The 18,250-nt window shown below is 37.3% G+C and carries 17 protein-coding genes; 6 read left to right on the top strand and 11 right to left on the bottom strand.

Annotation, left to right across the window (positions count from 1 at the left end):
- Positions 1 to 16: 16 nt before the first annotated feature.
- A complete protein-coding gene (locus tag EV197_RS14190; protein WP_165389065.1) occupies positions 17 to 1,462 on the bottom strand; it encodes a CotH kinase family protein in 1,446 nt (481 codons plus the stop codon).
- A 144-nt stretch (positions 1,463 to 1,606) separates the two neighbouring features.
- On the opposite strand from EV197_RS14190, the gene EV197_RS14185 reads away from it, so the two are divergent.
- A complete protein-coding gene (locus EV197_RS14185; RefSeq protein WP_130287454.1) occupies positions 1,607 to 2,725 on the top strand; it encodes a pentapeptide repeat-containing protein in 1,119 nt (372 codons plus the stop codon).
- On the opposite strand, the gene EV197_RS14180 is transcribed toward EV197_RS14185, so the two are convergent.
- Entirely contained in the window at positions 2,712 to 3,155 is a 444-nt protein-coding gene (locus EV197_RS14180; protein WP_130287453.1) for a hypothetical protein, read from the bottom strand. The two genes, EV197_RS14185 and EV197_RS14180, sit on opposite strands and share 14 nt — an antisense overlap.
- A 256-nt stretch (positions 3,156 to 3,411) precedes the next feature.
- On the opposite strand from EV197_RS14180, the gene EV197_RS14175 reads away from it, so the two are divergent.
- Positions 3,412 to 3,984, top strand: a complete 573-nt coding sequence (locus EV197_RS14175; protein WP_242610743.1) for a nitroreductase family protein — start codon at positions 3,412 to 3,414, stop codon at positions 3,982 to 3,984.
- Positions 3,985 to 4,031: 47 nt separating this feature from the next.
- Here the strand turns inward: EV197_RS14175 and EV197_RS14170 are convergent, their stop codons facing one another.
- The 4 genes from EV197_RS14170 to EV197_RS14155 form a co-directional block, all read right to left on the bottom strand.
- Positions 4,032 to 4,373 carry a hypothetical protein gene (locus EV197_RS14170; RefSeq protein ID WP_130287452.1) on the bottom strand — a complete coding sequence of 114 codons (342 nt, stop codon included), beginning with the start codon at positions 4,371 to 4,373 and terminating at the stop codon, positions 4,032 to 4,034.
- 69 nt (positions 4,374 to 4,442) lie between these two features.
- Complete coding sequence (locus tag EV197_RS14165) at positions 4,443 to 5,216, bottom strand: TIGR03915 family putative DNA repair protein (protein WP_130287451.1); 774 nt, start codon at positions 5,214 to 5,216, stop codon at positions 4,443 to 4,445.
- Between the two features lies 1 nt (position 5,217).
- Positions 5,218 to 6,480 carry a putative DNA modification/repair radical SAM protein gene (locus EV197_RS14160; RefSeq protein WP_130287450.1) on the bottom strand — a complete coding sequence of 421 codons (1,263 nt, stop codon included), beginning with the start codon at positions 6,478 to 6,480 and terminating at the stop codon, positions 5,218 to 5,220.
- On the bottom strand, positions 6,470 to 6,838 hold the full coding sequence (locus EV197_RS14155) for a DUF559 domain-containing protein (protein ID WP_130287449.1): 369 nt from the start codon (positions 6,836 to 6,838) through the stop codon (positions 6,470 to 6,472). The genes EV197_RS14160 and EV197_RS14155 overlap by 11 nt, the downstream gene beginning before the upstream one ends.
- A 151-nt stretch (positions 6,839 to 6,989) precedes the next feature.
- On the opposite strand from EV197_RS14155, the gene EV197_RS14150 reads away from it, so the two are divergent.
- Entirely contained in the window at positions 6,990 to 7,757 is a 768-nt protein-coding gene (locus EV197_RS14150) for an XRE family transcriptional regulator (protein ID WP_130287448.1), read from the top strand.
- Here the strand turns inward: EV197_RS14150 and EV197_RS14145 are convergent.
- The 5 genes from EV197_RS14145 to EV197_RS14125 form a co-directional block, all read right to left on the bottom strand.
- Complete coding sequence (locus EV197_RS14145; protein ID WP_242610742.1) at positions 7,754 to 8,755, bottom strand: App1 family protein; 1,002 nt, start codon at positions 8,753 to 8,755, stop codon at positions 7,754 to 7,756. The genes EV197_RS14150 and EV197_RS14145 overlap by 4 nt on opposite strands.
- Positions 8,756 to 8,833: 78 nt before the next feature.
- On the bottom strand, positions 8,834 to 11,209 hold the full coding sequence (locus EV197_RS14140; RefSeq protein ID WP_130287447.1) for a sodium-translocating pyrophosphatase: 2,376 nt from the start codon (positions 11,207 to 11,209) through the stop codon (positions 8,834 to 8,836).
- Between the two features lie 109 nt (positions 11,210 to 11,318).
- On the bottom strand, positions 11,319 to 11,849 hold the full coding sequence (locus EV197_RS14135; protein ID WP_130287446.1) for an inorganic diphosphatase: 531 nt from the start codon (positions 11,847 to 11,849) through the stop codon (positions 11,319 to 11,321).
- A 157-nt stretch (positions 11,850 to 12,006) separates the two neighbouring features.
- The gene (locus tag EV197_RS14130; RefSeq protein ID WP_130287445.1) at positions 12,007 to 14,502 is read right to left on the bottom strand and encodes a DUF5686 and carboxypeptidase-like regulatory domain-containing protein; all 2,496 of its coding nucleotides are present in this window, start codon (positions 14,500 to 14,502) and stop codon (positions 12,007 to 12,009) included.
- 92 nt (positions 14,503 to 14,594) lie between these two features.
- On the bottom strand, positions 14,595 to 15,572 hold the full coding sequence (locus EV197_RS14125) for a pyruvate dehydrogenase complex E1 component subunit beta (RefSeq protein ID WP_130287444.1): 978 nt from the start codon (positions 15,570 to 15,572) through the stop codon (positions 14,595 to 14,597).
- Between the two features lie 159 nt (positions 15,573 to 15,731).
- Here EV197_RS14125 and EV197_RS14120 point away from each other — a divergent pair, with 159 nt between their 5' ends.
- The 3 genes from EV197_RS14120 (at position 15,732) to EV197_RS14110 (ending at position 18,219) form a co-directional block, all read left to right on the top strand.
- Positions 15,732 to 16,478 carry an electron transfer flavoprotein subunit beta/FixA family protein gene (locus EV197_RS14120; RefSeq protein ID WP_130287443.1) on the top strand — a complete coding sequence of 249 codons (747 nt, stop codon included), beginning with the start codon at positions 15,732 to 15,734 and terminating at the stop codon, positions 16,476 to 16,478.
- A gap of 67 nt (positions 16,479 to 16,545) precedes the next feature.
- Positions 16,546 to 17,514 carry an electron transfer flavoprotein subunit alpha/FixB family protein gene (locus tag EV197_RS14115; protein WP_130287442.1) on the top strand — a complete coding sequence of 323 codons (969 nt, stop codon included), beginning with the start codon at positions 16,546 to 16,548 and terminating at the stop codon, positions 17,512 to 17,514.
- 84 nt (positions 17,515 to 17,598) lie between these two features.
- Positions 17,599 to 18,219 carry a bifunctional nuclease family protein gene (locus EV197_RS14110; protein WP_130287441.1) on the top strand — a complete coding sequence of 207 codons (621 nt, stop codon included), beginning with the start codon at positions 17,599 to 17,601 and terminating at the stop codon, positions 18,217 to 18,219.
- Positions 18,220 to 18,250: the final 31 nt, after the last annotated feature.

Below are 18,250 nucleotides of genomic sequence, written 5' to 3'. Positions count from 1 at the left end.
ATGATTAGTTAACCCTTTAGTCATTTTTAGAGTCTTTAAAATAACCATCTAAAAATAAAAGTCGCTCTTGTAGCCAATTTTTAATATAGTCAAATTCTTCTTCCTTTGTTTTCTTAGTTGGCCAAACAGCATATTCCCGTTCATAAATTTGCTCGTTCTCAAAGCGTTGGTATTGGTTTGTAATCATTTTCAATAAGCTATCGTTGCTAAAAGTAGTGGCCCGCAATTGTTGCCACCGCTCCGCTAATTTTTGATTATAACCCTTAGGATTCTCTTTTGACAAGCGATCGAATAATCCATTACTCAAAATATCGTTAGTAGTGGGGATGTGCCTGCCGTCGATAATCGTGCCCAATACCCCATCTAAATCCCAGGGGATAATAAAAAAAGGACTGGCTTTTTGCGCAGTGGCGATGTAATAGTTTTTACCTAGATTATCTGTTGCGCGGAGTAGGTTTACAAATAAAAAATAATCGATAGCATTATTCAGCTGAATTTGTTGATCGATTTTATTTTTAAAATCGTCTTTAGAAGCGTTGATCACAATATCCGTGAGGTCATATAATGGTTCCCAGTGGCTGGTATAATCTCTAATAGGAAATTCCATTTCAAAACCTCCCCAGTGTGGAAAAAGGTTGTCATAATCTGTGAGTTTAGTAAAGTCGGTCCCTCCACTATAACTAGAGGCTTTGTATAAAACACCTTGTACTGCATTAACCACAGGCTTTTGCAATTGCAATAACTTATCGTCTACCTGTTCGCTAAGCGCAAAAACTCCTTGATAGCGCCCATTGATAAACACCTCGGTAAAACATAGATCAAAACCGCTTTTAGCATTAGGATTGTTTCGGTAAGTAGGGGAGTGTAGTTGTAACCATAGTTTGGCAGCAAAATAAGATCGTACCCGTAGTGGTTCATTATACAATCCATCAAGTATCCAGTCGTCATCCTTTCGTAAGCCTCCAAAAGAAACATCGCGATTTTCTTTACCTGATTCATCTTTCCAGAACTCCAGATCATAGGTTTTTTTTGGAAAAGTTTGAGAAATATTGCCGCGTAACTCAATACCCACGATACTACTAATGGATGTGCCTTTGTGATAGTAGGTCAACTTACTGGGCCTTTTAGGTTCGTCTACGATTGACTTCGATATAGCAATGGTAATTACCGGAAGTCGTGTTACGTAGAGTTTATATCCTTTTGCCTCAAACGATGTGTTGTATTTAGTACTATCGGTAGGGATGGTAAATTGTAAGTCCGAGTTAAAATGTAGCGTAACATTTTTGATAGTCTTGGATAAACTATCAGTTAGGGCATCACTATAAACGATTAGTCGATGCTTGTAATCAATTCCATAACTTAGGCTGTCTACCTGGATTACCTTAGGATGTTGTCCATATAAGGTCAAACTGGTCGAACACACTAGGAAGAGAAGCCGATAAATGAGTATATGGTGATTCACGATACTAGCTTTAAACATTAAAAATACATTATTTATAAAGGAACTGTAGTAAAGAAGCGATAGAAAATCATCCTAACTATTCTATCTCTTATTAATAATATCTTTTATATCTTCAGCGTTTTAAATCCAAATCCATAGTGCAACGTGAACGAAAAAGAACAGATTGAACGGTTAAAAACCGAAAATAAAATCCTTCAGGATAAGTTAGATCGGTTGGCAAAAGGAAAAAAGCGTAAAAAACGTTTATTTGGTTGGCTCTTTAAAAAAGCCAGTACTCCAATTATTGGTTCCAAATTAAAACGTAGTATTAGTAATGCGATCAATGAGTACAAGGAGTACAAAACGGTTTCTGTCGACACCGTATCTGATGTATCCTCAAATGTGGTTTGGCGATTAACAAGAATCGGACTTTTTGCATTCTTCTTTGCCATACTACCTTCGACTATCATGCTAATACAAACCTGGTTGGTGGTCAACCAAAATGCTTTAGTCCAAAATCAAAATACTCTAGTAGAGTCCCAGCGAAAGTCATCCTTGGTTTTTGTCATGGATAATGTGCTATCTGATCTTACGTCAGAAATTAGATCAAACCCAAGCCGTAACATAAGTAAACCGTTAGAGGCACGGGTAATAAGCCTTGCAATGGCGATGCAACCCTATGAATATGAGGATGTGTTTGATGGGAAAAAGAAAAAAGGTAGCCCGGAACGAGGTCAATTGTTATTTAATTTATTGATGGGAGATCTGGGAGATCGTTCTACCATTGACATACTCAATGCAGCGGATTTTACCTATTCTGATCTCAAAAAAATGTTATTGGGTAATGGCGTCAATCTCAAATATGCTCGATTAAATTATTCGGATTTTAGTCAGGTGTATATGCCACAAGCTAATTTACAAAGTGCGGAGTTAAAATATGCGGATTTGGAAGGCGTAAATTTATCCGAATCTAATTTAAAACGAACTTCATTTGTTGGTGCCAATTTAGAAAATGCAGAGCTGCTTAGTTCAGATCTTACCAATGCCAATCTAAGAGGCGCCAATATGAGAGGAGCCGACTTATCGGAAGCCATCTTATGGAATGTGAAATTAGAAGATACGGATATACGAGATGTGGTGTTGGATAATGCAATAGTACACAGAGAAGATTGGTTGTCCTATGTCTCAGACTCACTTGATCTTAAAGGAAGCTCAACGGTTGTAGATAAGTATCGACTAAAAAAAGAAGGTAAACAGCAGTTTGTATTGGTTAGGAGAGAGTAGGGTTATTTTTGAAAAGCATATGGTATATTTTGGATACCAACCAATTTCCGGCAGGGAAATATAATGCAAAAAATAAGGCCATTCCCAAACTAAAATTTAGAGGATTGAAGACCTGGGCTAAGATATTGTCTGGATAGGCGTATGAGGTTTGTAACCAATACCCCATAAATTCTAAGATTCCCATTGCGACCAGTCCATAGGCATATTGATCAAAGAAGGGTTTATTGCGTAATAGTAAGGATATGGGAACCATATATAAAATATAACAGGTGATCACTTGCCACCAGTTAGCAAATCGGGCAATTTCCATAAACTTACCAAATTCATTCATCCCTAAACCCCAAATAAAATAGACAACTACGTAGGTTAGTAGTAAAGTAGTTGGGTGTTTTTGAAGCGCTTTGAGCTTTACGGATAGTAAGGTGTACATTTTGATACGGTTTATGGGTTGCCAATATAAAAATAAAAGTCACTTATTTAATTAAAACCTTACACGACCTATTTTGTTTTTTTAACTAGCATCGAACAGTTTTGTTTTATGGATAAAAGAAATAATCTAATCAGACATCTGATTTTACGTTAATTTTGTCTAAAACGCTAAGGTTTTTAGCGATATCGGTTGTAAACTAGAAGTTCGATAAATTAAGGTAAACGCAAAACAAATAGTTATAAAACCCACTACTAGTTTGAATTTAGAAGATATTACCCAGCTGATTAAAAAGCGCAGGTCTATTTTTCCTGCAAGTTATACCGGGAAACCAGTTTCAAAAGAATTCCTGACCACCTTGGTAGAAAATGCCAATTGGGCTCCTACGCACCGTATCACAGAACCTTGGCGTTTTAAAATCATACAGGGAGAAGCCTTGTCTCGATTAGGGGATTACCTGGCAGACACTTATACTGATATTACACCGGATGAAAAGTTATCCCCGTATAAGCTCAAGAAAATCAAAAATAACTGTAAGGCTGCCAGTGCTGTTATCGCAATCTGTATGCAACGTGATCCTAAAGAACGAATCCCGGAGTGGGAGGAGGTGGCCGCTACAGCCATGGCCGTTCAGAATATGTGGCTGAGTTGTACAGCCGCTGAGGTAGGCTGCTATTGGAGTTCTCCACCTATGATCAATTATATGCAAGATTTTTTTGAATTAGAAGAAGGAGAACGTTGTTTAGGTTTCTTTTATATCGGAAGCTATGACACTTCAGAAGAGTTTGCCTCTAGACGAGGAAAAATTGAAGAAAAAATAGAATGGATATAAAAAAAACCTGTGGAATTTTCCACAGGCTTTTTTTGTTTGCAAAATGTTTAGCTGTTTACTGCGTCGTCAACAGCTTTTTCGGTATCTTCTTTAGCTTTCTTTAATGCTTTACCAGCATCATCAAGCGCTTTTTCTGCTTCGTCAATGGCCTTTTCAGTAGCCTCGGAAGCATCATCTCCTGCTTTTTCTAAAGCATCACCAGCTTCGTCTAGTGCTTCGTCAGCTTCGTTGATTGCAGTTTCAGCAGCGTCAGATGCTTTTTCAGTAGCTTCTTGTGCTGCTTCTGTTGCATTTTCTGCAGCTTCTTCTGCTTTGTCAGTGGTTTCTCTACAGGATGTAATTGAGGCTACTAATAATAATCCTAAAGCCCCTAAAAATAATTTTTTCATAATAGTTTAGATTAGTTACTTGTAATAACGTACAAAATCTTGAAATCGTATAAAGGATAAAAAAGGATACTAAAGTGTTGGGTTCTTTTCTGTCAAATATTTCCAATAGCGCTTCGGGAGATGTTGAAGGTGCAGTTTATTGTTTTTTCTTGAGGAGATATTAACGCCATCATAGTACGTTTTCCATAGTTTTTGAAACGCTAGTTCTTCCGATGCAAATAATGCGTTATTCGAAAGCAAGATTTCCTGATCTTCAAGGGCTATGATTTCAGTAGTGTTCTTGTCATAAAAAATACCATAAGCACGTTTCATATCGTAGATTAACCATTGCTGATCCGCATAGCGATCCTTAAAATGGGAAGTAATAAGCGGTAGTACATTAAAATCAGGTTCAATTGTGGCTACGTAAATGTGATCTTTAGTTAATTTAAAGCGCACAAAAGCTTCCATACGATGCTTTTCGCGCCCGACCATCTTTACAATTTGAGCAACACGTAGGGCCGTGTTCTCACTAAAATCTTTGGGGCTTATTTCTTTAGCAAAAAGTTTTTTGATAAAGGTGAAAAGTAAATCTTCAATTCCTTTAATTTCACTCAAAAACGCCTTAAAAATAGCAGCACGTTGCTGTGGTGTGGTTACGTTAAGCAACCCTTTCCATACTCGATTCGCTTGGCTAGTATGGGTGATAATAGTTTGATTATTGGAGAAAATCTGGGGTGTGGTAGTGCAGCTGTGTTGAATTGTAAGATGTTCTAGCTTTTCTTCGTAAGCGATAAAAATAGCGGTCAAGAATCCGTCAAATGTGCCGTCATAATTTAAAATATGATGATCGCTATACTCCATTTTAATTAAATAAACTAAGTTGATTCGTAAATTGATTATGGTATTTCGATGAGGAGTTACTCATGATTTTAGTTTTGAGCTGTAAAGGAGTCAAATCTTGACTATAAAACTGTTTCGAATAACAGGTGATAAAATATTGTGCTCGATTTAAGGCAATCCCCATTGCTCTTAAGTGATCCCAATCTAGTCTTCTATATTTTCTTGCTTGTATTATTTTGTAAACGGATTGCATACCTATACCCGGAACTCTAGCTATCATTTTTTTGTCGGCCTTGTTGATATCGATAGGAAATAATTCCAGGTGTCGCAAAGCCCAACCTAACTTGGGGTCAATATCTAACTCTAAGTTAGGGTAAGTGTCGTTAACGATTTCCTGCACAGAAAAACCATAAAAACGCATAAGCCAATCGGTTTGATACAATCTGTGTTCTCTTACAATTGGAACAGCAGTTCCTATAGCAGGTAATCTATGATCTTCAAGTACGGGAATGTATCCTGAATAATACACCCGTTTCATCTGGTATTTTTTGTAAAAAAAATTGGCGCTATACATGATATCTCGATCACTCTCACCAGTCGCACCAATAATCATTTGAGTGCTTTGACCAGCCGGAGCATAGGTGGGCGTACTTTTCAATACTTTCTTTTCGGATTGATATTTTATGATTTCGTGTTTAACCTTTTTCATAGGCTTCATAAAATCTTCGTGCTTCTTGTCTGGGGCTAGTAATTTAAGTCCTGATTTTGTAGGGATTTCAATATTAACACTTAAACGATCTGCATATAGTCCGGCCTGCCGCATTAATTCATCACTAGCGCCTGGAATTGATTTTAAATGGATATATCCGTTGTAATTTTCTTCGAGCCGAAGTTTTTTAGCGACTTGGATGAGACGCTCCATAGTATAATCTGCATTCTTAAAGATACCAGAACTTAAAAATAAGCCTTCGATATAATTTCTTCTATAAAAATTAATGGTCAAATCAACCACCTCCTGTACCTTAAAAGCTGCACGCTTTATGTCATTACTTTTTCTCGTAACACAGTAGGCACAATCAAAAATACAATGGTTAGTAAGCAGGATTTTTAGTAAAGATACGCATCTCCCGTCTTCTGTATAACTATGGCATATCCCAACACCAGTATTATTACCAAGACCCTTGTTGCTGTTTTTTCGTTTACCACCACTACTGGCACAGGAGACATCATATTTTGCAGCATCAGCCAAAATGGAAAGTTTCTCTCGAATGCGATCAAAGGACATGGGCGTTGCTGTGTATTTTAATATAATGCTTTAAGGTTCTGCTCACTTCTTCCATATCAGTAAGGATTTGATAATCGGTAAAGCGAAATACGTGTACACCCAGCGAATAAATGGATAGTTTTTTGAGTTGATCAGTATTAAAAACAGGATACGATTCATTGACGTAGCTGTCGATTTCAATTGCCATTTTATAGGTAGGGCTGTAAAAGTGAAACCTATAGTTTTCTATGCTATAATCTTTGATAAAAGGTAATTCCTTTAGTTGAAGATGAGCTTCTAACAAGGCAATAGCTTGATGGGTATTCGTTAACACGTGTCTAATAGGTTTAGGGTTAGTGTTTATGGTATCTTGTAACATGAGCTTGTAATTTTTCCAAAAATATGGAATAATTCCATTAAAAAAGAAATTTTAATATGTTAAAATTGGAAATATTCCATAAAGATGTATATTTGTTAGGAGTTAGAGCGTTTGCTCGCTTGGGATAAACCTAACCAAAATAGTATACATCATGGATGACGCTGCAGATCAAATTATTAAACGATTTAAACAAATTCGAGAAGAAAACCATTGTACACAATCTGAATTTGCAAAGCTGCTGAATGTTAATAATTCCACTGCAGATATTGAGCGTGGTAAAACAAAAATTTCTGGTGAGGTAGTAACTAAACTCTTGGAAGAGTTTGGAATAAATCCACTATGGCTTTTTGGTAAGAGCAAGCAAAAAACCATCCTCCTAAATGATAAAGATGTGTCTCCCAAAGTGGTTACGGTAGATTCCTCAGGAAACGACAATATTGTCCTCGTTAATGTAAAAGCTGCAGCAGGTTACCCACATAATATACAGGATGTAGATTGGTACCAAAAATTACCAGCCTTTGATATTCCTTTACCAGAATACCGTAATGCAACCTATCGGGGTTTTCAAATCGAAGGGGATAGTATGCAGCCGCTATTCGAACCAAAGGAGTGGGTAATTGGTAAGGCTATTGGTAATTTATCGGAATTAGGAAACAACTCCGTTTGTGTAGTGGTATTAGAAGATAGTGTAGTCGTAAAAAAAATCAAAAAAGGAGATGACCCTACCTCCATCACTTTAGTTTCACTAAATCCAGAATACTTGCCCTATACCATACAGGTGCATCAGATCAAAGAATTATGGTTGGTAAATAGCAAGCTCAGTTTTAATATTGATGCTAATGCGGATAATGCAAGTATTAAACAATTACAAGAGGCGATGGCAGCCTTGACTACAGAAGTACGTAGTTTAAAAAACTAATCAATATAACCGTGTTTCTTGGCGTGTTTAAGTGCTTCTTGTGCACTTTCCATCAATAGAATGGGGGTAGCATTGTAGTTATCAATAATCCGCTGAATTCTTTTGGTTTTTCTTTTATGGTTAACATCCCGGAGGTAAATCGCTAAAATACGTCCTGGATGCTCTAAGGCAATTTTGGTATAGATATCCGCATCTTTTTCGCCGCTATCTCCAATCAAGATAAACTTGAGTTTAGGATAGGTAGCGAGTAAATTTAAAATCTCGGACTGCTTGTGGGGTAACTTCGGCTTTGGGGTTTTATCAAAAGGAGTTCTAAAATCTCTAAGCAAAATAGGTCCGTTTGGAAAAAAATGTTTGTTCAAAAACGCGCTTAAGTAGTCGTAGAGATTCCAAGGACTATTGCTAACATAGAAAAACGGATTAACCGGCTCTCCGTTAAATCCTAAATGTAATTTTTTGTAAAACTGACTAACCCCTTCAATAGGAATTCTCTTGTCATAGTTTTTGAATAGCGTATTAGTAATTACTCGCCATTTAAAAAAAGAGGCAACCCCGGTATGTAGAATGGTATCGTCGATATCACTAATTACGCCAAATTCAGCATTTTTAGATGGGATCAACATTTGACTTTCAAAGGAATTGTGATCGCTAATTTCTCGTTTGGTAAATTCCTTTGTATACGATACCGTGTAGGTAACCCAGCCTTCTTGATCTGCAAGTGTTTGTAACTCATCCACGGTTGTAGCAAAGTGATAATAGCCTTCTTTATCGGTCATAGTTTCAAATTTTTGACCATTGGATAGCTTAAGTGTTAACCGTGCATTTTTTATTTCGTCACTTTCCAGTTGTTTGTAGATGTTACGAAGCGTTTTAAAGGTACTAAGGTTGGATCCAAAATCTACATTTTCATCTTCTAGCGCACGACCAGAAGCTCTAAACAGATTTTCGGAACCATATCCTCTATACGTATTAATGCGTAAAGCTTTTTTTCGAAACACAGGCTGGTTTAACTTTTGTATAAAAATAATCAACCTCGCCGAAAGAGCGAGGTTGAATTGTTAATTTTTTATGGAAGACTACAATGATTTTCTTAATTTTTCGATTTGGGCTTTAATCTCTTCTTCAGGCCCCTCGAGCATTATCTTTTCTGAAACTTCCTTACCATCTTTGATACTGGTAGTAGTGATGACCGCAGTAACGTTACCGTCATCCACTTTGGTCATTTGAACCTCGATTTGTTTTTCTTTATTCGCTGAAGCTTCTTTAACAACTTCAACCTTGACAGCCATGGCTTCTTCTACACCGTGTCCTCCTAGTATTGGTGCAATTACTAAAGCAACAAGACAAGTCAGTTTTATCAAAATATTCATAGATGGCCCAGAGGTATCTTTAAAGGGATCTCCTACGGTATCACCAGTTACTGCAGCTTTGTGGGCATCAGAGCCTTTGTAGGTCATTTCTCCATCGATTTCCACTCCGGCTTCAAATGATTTCTTGGCATTGTCCCAGGCTCCACCTGCATTGTTTTGAAAGATGGCCCACATTACACCAGAAACACAGACACCAGCCATATAACCTCCCAGAGGTTCAGCTCCGAAAAGTAAACCAATGATGATAGGAGTAATGATAGTAAGTAATCCTGGAATTATCATTTCTCGTAAGGCAGCCTTAGTTGAGATATCTACACATTTGGCATATTCAGGTTTACCAGTTCCTTCCATGATTCCAGGGATTTCTTTAAACTGTCTGCGTACTTCTTGTACCATTTCCATAGCGGCTTTTCCTACGGATTTCATTGCTAGTGCAGAAAATACTACCGGGATCATACCACCAACAAATAACATGGCGAGTACATCTGCTTTAAAAATGTTAATTCCATCGATACCGGTAAACGTTACGTAGGCGGCAAAAAGAGCTAATGCTGTTAATGCTGCTGAAGCAATGGCAAAACCTTTACCTACCGCGGCAGTGGTATTACCAACCGAGTCTAAAATGTCAGTACGTTCTCTTACGTGATCTTCTAATTCACTCATCTCTGCTACACCTCCTGCATTATCCGCGATTGGTCCAAAGGCGTCAATAGCCAATTGCATCGCTGTAGTAGCCATCATTGCAGAAGCTGCTAATGCTACTCCATAAAATCCGGCTAACGCATAAGATCCAAATATGGCGGCGGCAAAAAGGATTACCGATAGGAAAGTAGATTTCATCCCCACAGCTAAACCGGCAATTATGTTAGTGGCCGCACCTGTAGAACTATTTTGAACAATGTCCATTACCGGTTTTTTACCTAAACTCGTATAATAGGCTGTAACCACTGAAATCAATGCCCCCACAGCTAACCCTATTAAGGAAGCGTAGAATACATTCATTGACGAAACTTCCTTGATGCCTTCTCCAAAGAATTTCATTTCCATCGTTTCAGGTAACATATATTTGATCAAAAAGAAACTGGCAATAACGGTAATAATAATAGCTACCCAGTTCCCCATATCTAAGGCTTTTTGTACTTGAGCTTCTTTGGCTTCGTTGTTTTTTACACTAACCAAGAACGTTCCAATAATCGATGCTAATATTCCCACCCCGGCTATAACTATAGGGAGTAATATCGGTCCCATATTTCCAAAGCTATCAGTAAAAGCTGTAGTGGTAGACATATCTCTAATCACGTAATTACCTAATACCATTGCAGCAAGTACGGTAGCTACATAAGAACCGAATAAATCGGCTCCCATCCCGGCAACATCACCAACGTTGTCTCCAACATTATCTGCAATAGTAGCAGGGTTTCTTGGGTCATCTTCTGGGATACCAGCTTCCACTTTACCTACAAGATCTGCGCCTACATCAGCCGCTTTGGTATAAATTCCGCCCCCTACACGTGCAAAAAGCGCAATCGATTCGGCACCTAGTGAGAATCCAGCAAGTGCTTCTAGCACTACGGTCATATTATCATAAAAACTCCCTTCATTACCCATAAATTGAGTGGTAAAGAAGAAAAAGAATAAACTTAATCCTAACACAGCCAATCCAGCAACACCAAGACCCATTACTGTTCCACCTCCAAAAGAAACTTTTAAGGCTTGGGGTAAACTCGTCTTAGCTGCTTCTGCAGTTCGTGCGTTGGCCTCTGTGGCAATTCGCATACCGATATTACCTGCGAGTGCAGAAAAGATCGCTCCAAATATAAAAGCAGGTACAATCATCCAGTGTGTAGTATCTACAGCTATGGAAATACCAAATAGGGCAACTGAGGCGATAACTACAAAAATTAATAAAAGTCTATATTCTGCAGCCAGGAACGCCAGAGCACCTTCTTTAATACTTTTAGAGATATTCTGCATTTTTTCACTACCCGGAGCTTGCTTTTTTACCCAGGACATTTTAATGAACATAAAGATAAGCCCTAAAACTGCCAAAGCAATTGGCACTAAGATCATGTTTGATTCCATATATGTTTTTTTAGTTAATTAGCGCTAAATGTAGTAAAAATACCCTAAATAGAAAAAGCGCAATACTTTGGTAAAAATATTGCGCTTTTGATAATGTATGGATTAAAATTTAGTAAATGCTAAATAATCCTTTAGGTTTATCTTCTAGGTTTTCAAAACGATCTACACAGGCTTTAATGATTTCTCTGGCTTCATCTACATTGCCCCAGTCACCAACGTCCACTTTTTTCTTCTCTAAATCTTTATAAACTTGAAAGAAATGTTCTATTTCTTGAATAAGATGTGGGTTTAATTCTTTTAGATCAGAAATACGGTTGGCAATTGGATCAGAAACGGGAACACAAATAATCTTTTCATCTGGTCCTTTCTCGTCCGCCATATGGAATACTCCAATAGGTTTAACTTCCATTACGCATCCAGGAAAAGTGGGTTCAGTAACTAGCACTAAAACATCAAGCGGATCTCCATCAAGCGCCAGAGTTTCAGGGATAAAACCATAATCAGCTGGATACATCATTGATGAAAATATCATCCTGTCATAACGTATTTTTTTGATATCAAAATCGTATTCGTATTTGTTTCGGCTTCCTTTTGGAATTTCTATTAGTACATCAAAGCTTTCCTTTGTAGCTGCGCTCATAATTTTTGTTTTCGTTTTATGGGCGGCAAATATACGTATTCAAGGGGGTTACGGAAAGTTTATGCTTAAAAAAAGCAAAGATTTAGATAAAAATTAAACTTTTGGTAATGTTAGACTTTTAAAATCATCAAATAGTTAAAAAATAACATAAAACTTTTTAGAAATAAAAGCCAAATGCACCGGTTACTCCAAACTTTCGGGCGTCGGGGTTGTCAAAATAATTTCCTCTAAAGTGAAAGTCTATTCTAAATACTTTAAAAATATTACCCACACCAAAGCTATACTCCCAATAGGGGTCAATATCAGGCGCTAAAAGTGTTTCTCCGGATGGGGCGCTAAGTAAAATATTTTCATCTGATAACTCTCCGAAAACTGCTCTAAAACCAACAAGTTCTCTTAAATTAAGTTTTCTTAATAAGGGTATTCTTGAAAATATTCGTCCATTGAAATTATGCTGAAGATGTAAGGAAGCGTAAGTGTCGGTTACAAACTCATAAAAGTTCAAAAGCGGAAAAGTATTGTAAATTGAAATATACGTTTGGTTTCCTGGTACTACACTGAGTAACCCTAAAGGCACTTCACCATAAATTTTACCTAACTCCAAGGAGGTGGTTAATCTTCCGAATCCACCGATGTTCCAGGGTTGTCCGTAGAGAAATTGTATTTTTTGATAGTCAAAATCACTCTCTAATATTCCTTTTACCCCCACGCCATAATTGAGAAATAGCGTTGCATAATCCCCGTCATTGACAATAATCCTATCTACTCCATAACCTGTTGTTTTTCGGTTAGGGGTATATGCTAATTGTGTGGCGATTTCAGTTTGTGTGATCTCTGTTTTGAGTTCACCTGTATCAGGGTCAACAAAGTCAAGGCTAAATAAACCGCGATCGGCAGGTTTAAGTGTTCTAAAGGAGGTAGTAACGCCCAGGGTTAAATTTTTTCGCGGCTCGATCTGCATCGAAAAAGCCGTAAGATTTATGGAGGTTAATCGCGTGTTATCTCCTGTGGTGATAATAGCGGAGGAGGCCAGGCTTCTACCTTCTACATCATTGGTATTGGTTAAACTGGCTCCTAATTGTTCCACGTCTCTTCGATTTCCTAAAGAAACCATTAATCTCGATTTTCGATCAATCAAATATTTACCGGATATGCCGTATTTAAATTTATCGTCCCTAAAGCCATAGGCGCCATAACCTTCAATTCGCCAACGGTCATTAGAAGTAAAATAGGTTCGGCCACCTGCACGTAGTCGCCACCCTTCGATATCATTAAAACCAACTGTAGAAAATAAGGGTCCAAAATCCCACCCGTCAAACTCAATATAACCAGAGGCTAATATCGTTCCGATATTGTAGAGGCGTTTAAAAGCTTTTACGGTTTTTAGGGTGTCCAGAAGTTTATATACCTTCTGTTCATCTTTGTTTAGGGCTTCCATCCTGGCTTGGTCCCAAAAGGCATCTTCTCTATTATAAACATCCTGGTTGTATGGATCTACTTGACTTTTGTAAAACTTGGGATCTTTTTTGATATCGAATTTATAATTGTCATAGAGTGTGGTTCGTTTACCATACACACCCCTGGATTTTTCTTTTTTATTTAGGGCGAAATCCGATTGAAAGTAGTCCTTGGTAATCAAAAAAATGGAATCGTTGAGTACATCAAATTCCTGCTCAATATACAAATCCTTAATCCAGTTGATGTTAGCACTTTTGGTAACTTCAAGATTGATTTCTTTAAGCGCCCAGGTGGTGTCATTTACCCAGAAGTCACCTTTGAAGGTTAATTCATTTTTACGTCTTGGGTAATACACAATATTATAACACCATTTATCACCGATGTAAGAACTATCCGTGAGGACGTAATTATAGACGTTAATCCCTGTTCTGGATAATGGGCTGGTAAAACTTTTATCAAAGAATTTTAGATAATTATCATAAACATCATAGTCAGAATATAAGTCCTTGACAAAGGCAATTAGTGTTTGATTATCGCTAAACCCTGCATTTTTATTTCCCTTTAGTAATTCTTTGGTTTCATTGATGGTATTATCACCATACACTTTATAAATGGCTTCATTTAAAAATATAGGTAAATAGGTTTTGCCGGTAATTCTTGAAGTGTCAATGTCCTCGAAAATAAACTCCATCCCCTTAAATATTCTACTATTGATAAGGCTACTATCGATGGTGTTTAAATCAAATTCTAATTTTTCGTATTTATCGTATTGATATTGCTTAAACTTTTTTACCCCGTTTTCCCTTCTGTTTTTCCAGATTTTTCGAAGTATATCAATAGCGGGATTATTTTTTTTAGAGGTTTTTCCTTTATAGATTACCACTTCATCGAGGGAGTTGGCTTCTTCGATCAGCTCAATCTCCATATTATAGGTTACTTTTTTATCTAAAGCTATAACTTTAGTTTCAAAACCAATGAAAGAGATTCTTAACTCTGAATAATTATTATCAGACTCTAGATAAAAACGTCCATTTTCATCCGTTATCGTACCAACACTGGAGTTGGCATATACTACATTGGCAAATGGAATGGGGCCATCATTAGTATCAGAAACAACACCGCTTACCTTGGTTTGTGCTAAACTACTTAACTGATACAAGAAAACAAGAAAAGCTACTAAAGTATATTGTTTCATAAAAAAACTCATTTCAATTCGCGATAATAGCTTTTTTTGGTGAAAGAAGTATCACGTGTTAAATGCTTTAACCAATTTAATAACGGTTTATTTTATTTGTACAATACTTTTTTAACAGCTTTTACGACATCCTCACTGTTGGGTAACCACTCTTGTAATAATTCTGGAGAATAAGGAGTAGGAGTATCTGCAGTATTAATTTTAACTATGGGAGCATCTAAAAAATCAAAAACATTAGACTGAACTTGGTATGTAATTTCGGATGAAATATTGGCTAATGGCCAGGCTTCTTCTAATATAACCAAGCGATTCGTTTTTTTAACAGACTTGAAAATAGCATCCAGATCTAAAGGTCTTACCGTTCTTAAGTCAATAATTTCGCAAGAAATATTTTCTTTTTCTAGCGCCTCAGCCGCTTTATAGGCTTCTTTTATAATTTTACCAAAAGATACTATAGTTACATCTGATCCTTCTCTTTTTATTTCCGCCACTCCTAGTGGTATGGTGTATTCACCTTCGGGTACTTCTCCTTTGTCCCCATACATTTGCTCACTTTCCATAAAAATAACAGGGTCATTATCCCTGATAGCTGATTTTAATAGTCCTTTGGCATCCTTCGGGTTGGAGGGAACAACAACTTTAAGTCCAGGAGTGTTCGCAAACCAATTTTCAAAGGCTTGAGAATGTGTAGCACCTAATTGACCTGCAGAAGCAGTAGGGCCTCTGAATACAATAGGAATATTGAATTGCCCACCGCTCATTTGTCGCATTTTAGCAGCGTTGTTGATGATTTGATCAATACCAACTAATGAGAAGTTGAAGGTCATAAACTCAATAATTGGTCTGTTGCCGTTCATCGCACTACCTACACCAATTCCGGCGAATCCTAATTCAGAGATTGGGGTATCGATTACTCGATCAGGCCCAAATTCATCAAGCATACCTTTGCTGGCTTTATAAGCGCCATTGTATTCAGCAACTTCCTCTCCCATTAAATAAACAGATTCGTCTCTGCGCATCTCTTCGCTCATTGCCTCACAAATAGCTTCTCTGAATTGTATCGTTTTCATAATTAAGTATTAATTTTGCTACTAAAAAAGCAAAAGTAGCAATTAATAAGTTTTAGTTATACGACTTGAAGTAAAATTTATTATGCATGCATAGTAAATATGATATTTTATTTGTACTTTCGCGATTGTTATTAAATTCTCAAAAAATACCTATAGAAAATGAAGATATTAGTATGTATTAGCCATGTGCCAGACACCACGTCTAAGATCAATTTTACAGATGGTGATACAAAATTCGACACTAATGGTGTTCAATTTGTAATAAATCCAAATGATGAGTTTGGGTTAACCAGAGCTATGTGGTTTAAAGAAAAACAAGGAGCTACGGTAGATGTAGTTAATGTAGGAGGTCCGGAAACCGAGCCAACCTTACGAAAAGCTTTAGCTATCGGTGCAGATAACGCGATCCGTGTTAATGCAGAAGCAACCGATGGATTTTTTGTTGCTAAGCAGTTGGCAAAGGTAGCGCAAGATGGTGGTTATGATTTAATCATCGGAGGAAGAGAGTCAATTGACTATAATGGTGGGATGGTACCAGGTATGTTAGCAGGATTATTAGATGCAAATTTCATCAATACTTGTATCAGCCTGGAAATAGAAGGAGACACTGCTACTGCAATTCGAGAAATTGACGGTGGTAAAGAAACTTCTACCGCTAAGTTACCTTTAGTAATAGGGGGTCAAAAAGGTTTGGTTGAAGAAAGCGATCTACGTATCCCAAATATGAGAGGTATTATGATGGCAAGAAAAAAGCCACTAACGGTTGTAGAGCCAGCTGAAGGAGATCAATATACCACAGCAGTAAAATTTGAAAAACCAGCGCCAAAAGGTGAGGTTACTCTAGTAGAGCCAGATAATATCGATAAGTTAGTAGATTTATTGCATAATGAGGCTAAGGTAATTTAGTGACGGTTATTCAATACGTATAAAGTAAATTAAGAACAACCAGTTTATTGGTTTAAAAAAATATAATATGTCAGTTTTAGTATATACAGAAAGTGAAGGAGGCAAATTCAAGAAAATAGCTTTTGAAGTAGCTTCTTATGCTAAAGAAGTAGCTAATATGTTAGGTACTTCAGTTACTGCAGTTAGCGTCCACGGAGGCGACAGCAGTGAATTAGGAAAATATGGAGTAGATAAAGTGTTAGAGGTAAAAGATGATAAATTAAATACTTTTAATGCTAAAGCCTATGCAGATGTTTTAAAGCAAGCTGCGGAGCAAGAGGACGCTAAGGTAATTGTCATCAGCTCAAGTGCCAATAGTAAGTTTATGGCTCCGCTTTTGGCTATTGATTTAAATGCTGGCTATGCGTCAAACGTAGTAGCGTTACCAGAAAGTGCAGCTCCATTTAAGGTAAAAAGAACAGCTTTTACTAATAAGGCATTTAATATCACCGAATTGACTACTGATGTTAAGATTTTAGGTCTGTCTAAAAATGCCTTTGGTTTAAAAGAAGCTGATGGAGCAGCTGCTGCTGAGGCCTTTTCTCCGTCACTGAATGATGCAGATTTTGCAGTAAATGTAACTTCAGTAGATAAGGCTACGGATAAGGTTTCAATTGCGGATGCAGAGGTTGTAGTATCTGGAGGTAGAGGATTGAAAGGACCAGATAACTGGAATTTGATCGAGGATTTAGCCGAGGTACTTGGTGCTGCTACAGCTTGTTCTAAGCCTGTAAGTGATATGGGGTGGAGACCTCATAGTGAACACGTGGGTCAAACGGGTAAACCAGTAGCTTCTAATCTATACATTGCTATTGGGGTTTCTGGAGCGATCCAGCATTTAGCAGGTATTAATGCTAGTAAAGTAAAAGTGGTTATCAATAATGACCCAGAGGCACCATTTTTCAAAGCTGCAGACTACGGTATCGTAGGAGACGCGTTTGAAGTAGTGCCACAGCTTATAGAAAAATTAAAAGAATTTAAGGCTAATAACGCATAATTTTTCATAAATTGCGCCTGATTAAGGGCTGTTTGAACCTAAGTAAAGTCCGCTCGTTCAAACAGCCTTTTTTATTGATTAAGTATGAGTTTAGTTCGTCTGAACATAAAAGGAATATCGTATAGTCAAACTCAAAACGGCGCCTATGCGTTGATTTTGAGCGAAGTTGATGGAGATAGAAAACTCCCTATTGTTATTGGTGCTTTTGAAGCACAATCTATCGCTATTGCGCTGGAAAAGGAAATAAAGCCACCAAGACCACTTACTCATGACCTCTTCAAAAATTTCTCCGACCGCTTTGATATTGTAGTAAAGCAAGTAATTATCCATAAGTTGGTGGATGGCGTTTTTTATTCAAGCATTATTTGCGAGCGAGATAAGATCGAAGAGATTATAGATGCCAGGACTAGTGATGCGATTGCTTTAGCATTGCGTTTTCAGGCACCAATTTTTACCTACAAAAACATTTTAGATCAAGCTGGGATTTATCTAAAAGTAAATCCTAAAAAAGATGAAGATGAAGAGCAAGAGGATTTATTTATGGACGAACTTGTATCTGATGAAGAAGCTGAGGTAGTAGGTAAAGAAACCAGTTATCAGGACTTATCCCTAGAGGAGCTCAATAAAATGCTAGACCAAGCAGTAAACAACGAAGATTATGAGTTAGCGGCTCGCTTACGAGACGAAATCTCGCGTCGAAGTTAAAATTCCTAATCGCTCCTAATGTTTTCATTAA

Origin of the sequence: Aquimarina brevivitae, from assembly GCF_004216895.1 — a bacterium.
GTDB classification, from domain to species: Bacteria; Bacteroidota; Bacteroidia; order Flavobacteriales; family Flavobacteriaceae; genus Aquimarina; species Aquimarina brevivitae.
The sequence above is the reverse complement of the archived record's forward strand: the minus strand, read 5'-3'. Positions and strand labels throughout refer to the sequence as shown.

Coding starts and splice junctions, on each gene's coding strand:
- EV197_RS14180 (WP_130287453.1), bottom strand. CDS start 3,155: ATGTACACCTTACTATCCGTAAAGCTCAAAGCGCTTCAAAAACACCCA.
- EV197_RS14170 (WP_130287452.1), bottom strand. CDS start 4,373: ATGAAAAAATTATTTTTAGGGGCTTTAGGATTATTATTAGTAGCCTCA.
- EV197_RS14165 (WP_130287451.1), bottom strand. CDS start 5,216: ATGGAGTATAGCGATCATCATATTTTAAATTATGACGGCACATTTGAC.
- EV197_RS14160 (WP_130287450.1), bottom strand. CDS start 6,480: ATGTCCTTTGATCGCATTCGAGAGAAACTTTCCATTTTGGCTGATGCT.
- EV197_RS14155 (WP_130287449.1), bottom strand. CDS start 6,838: ATGTTACAAGATACCATAAACACTAACCCTAAACCTATTAGACACGTG.
- EV197_RS14150 (WP_130287448.1), top strand. CDS start 6,990: ATGGATGACGCTGCAGATCAAATTATTAAACGATTTAAACAAATTCGA.
- EV197_RS14140 (WP_130287447.1), bottom strand. CDS start 11,209: ATGGAATCAAACATGATCTTAGTGCCAATTGCTTTGGCAGTTTTAGGG.
- EV197_RS14135 (WP_130287446.1), bottom strand. CDS start 11,849: ATGAGCGCAGCTACAAAGGAAAGCTTTGATGTACTAATAGAAATTCCA.
- EV197_RS14130 (WP_130287445.1), bottom strand. CDS start 14,502: ATGAAACAATATACTTTAGTAGCTTTTCTTGTTTTCTTGTATCAGTTA.
- EV197_RS14125 (WP_130287444.1), bottom strand. CDS start 15,572: ATGAAAACGATACAATTCAGAGAAGCTATTTGTGAGGCAATGAGCGAA.
- EV197_RS14120 (WP_130287443.1), top strand. CDS start 15,732: ATGAAGATATTAGTATGTATTAGCCATGTGCCAGACACCACGTCTAAG.
- EV197_RS14115 (WP_130287442.1), top strand. CDS start 16,546: ATGTCAGTTTTAGTATATACAGAAAGTGAAGGAGGCAAATTCAAGAAA.
- EV197_RS14110 (WP_130287441.1), top strand. CDS start 17,599: ATGAGTTTAGTTCGTCTGAACATAAAAGGAATATCGTATAGTCAAACT.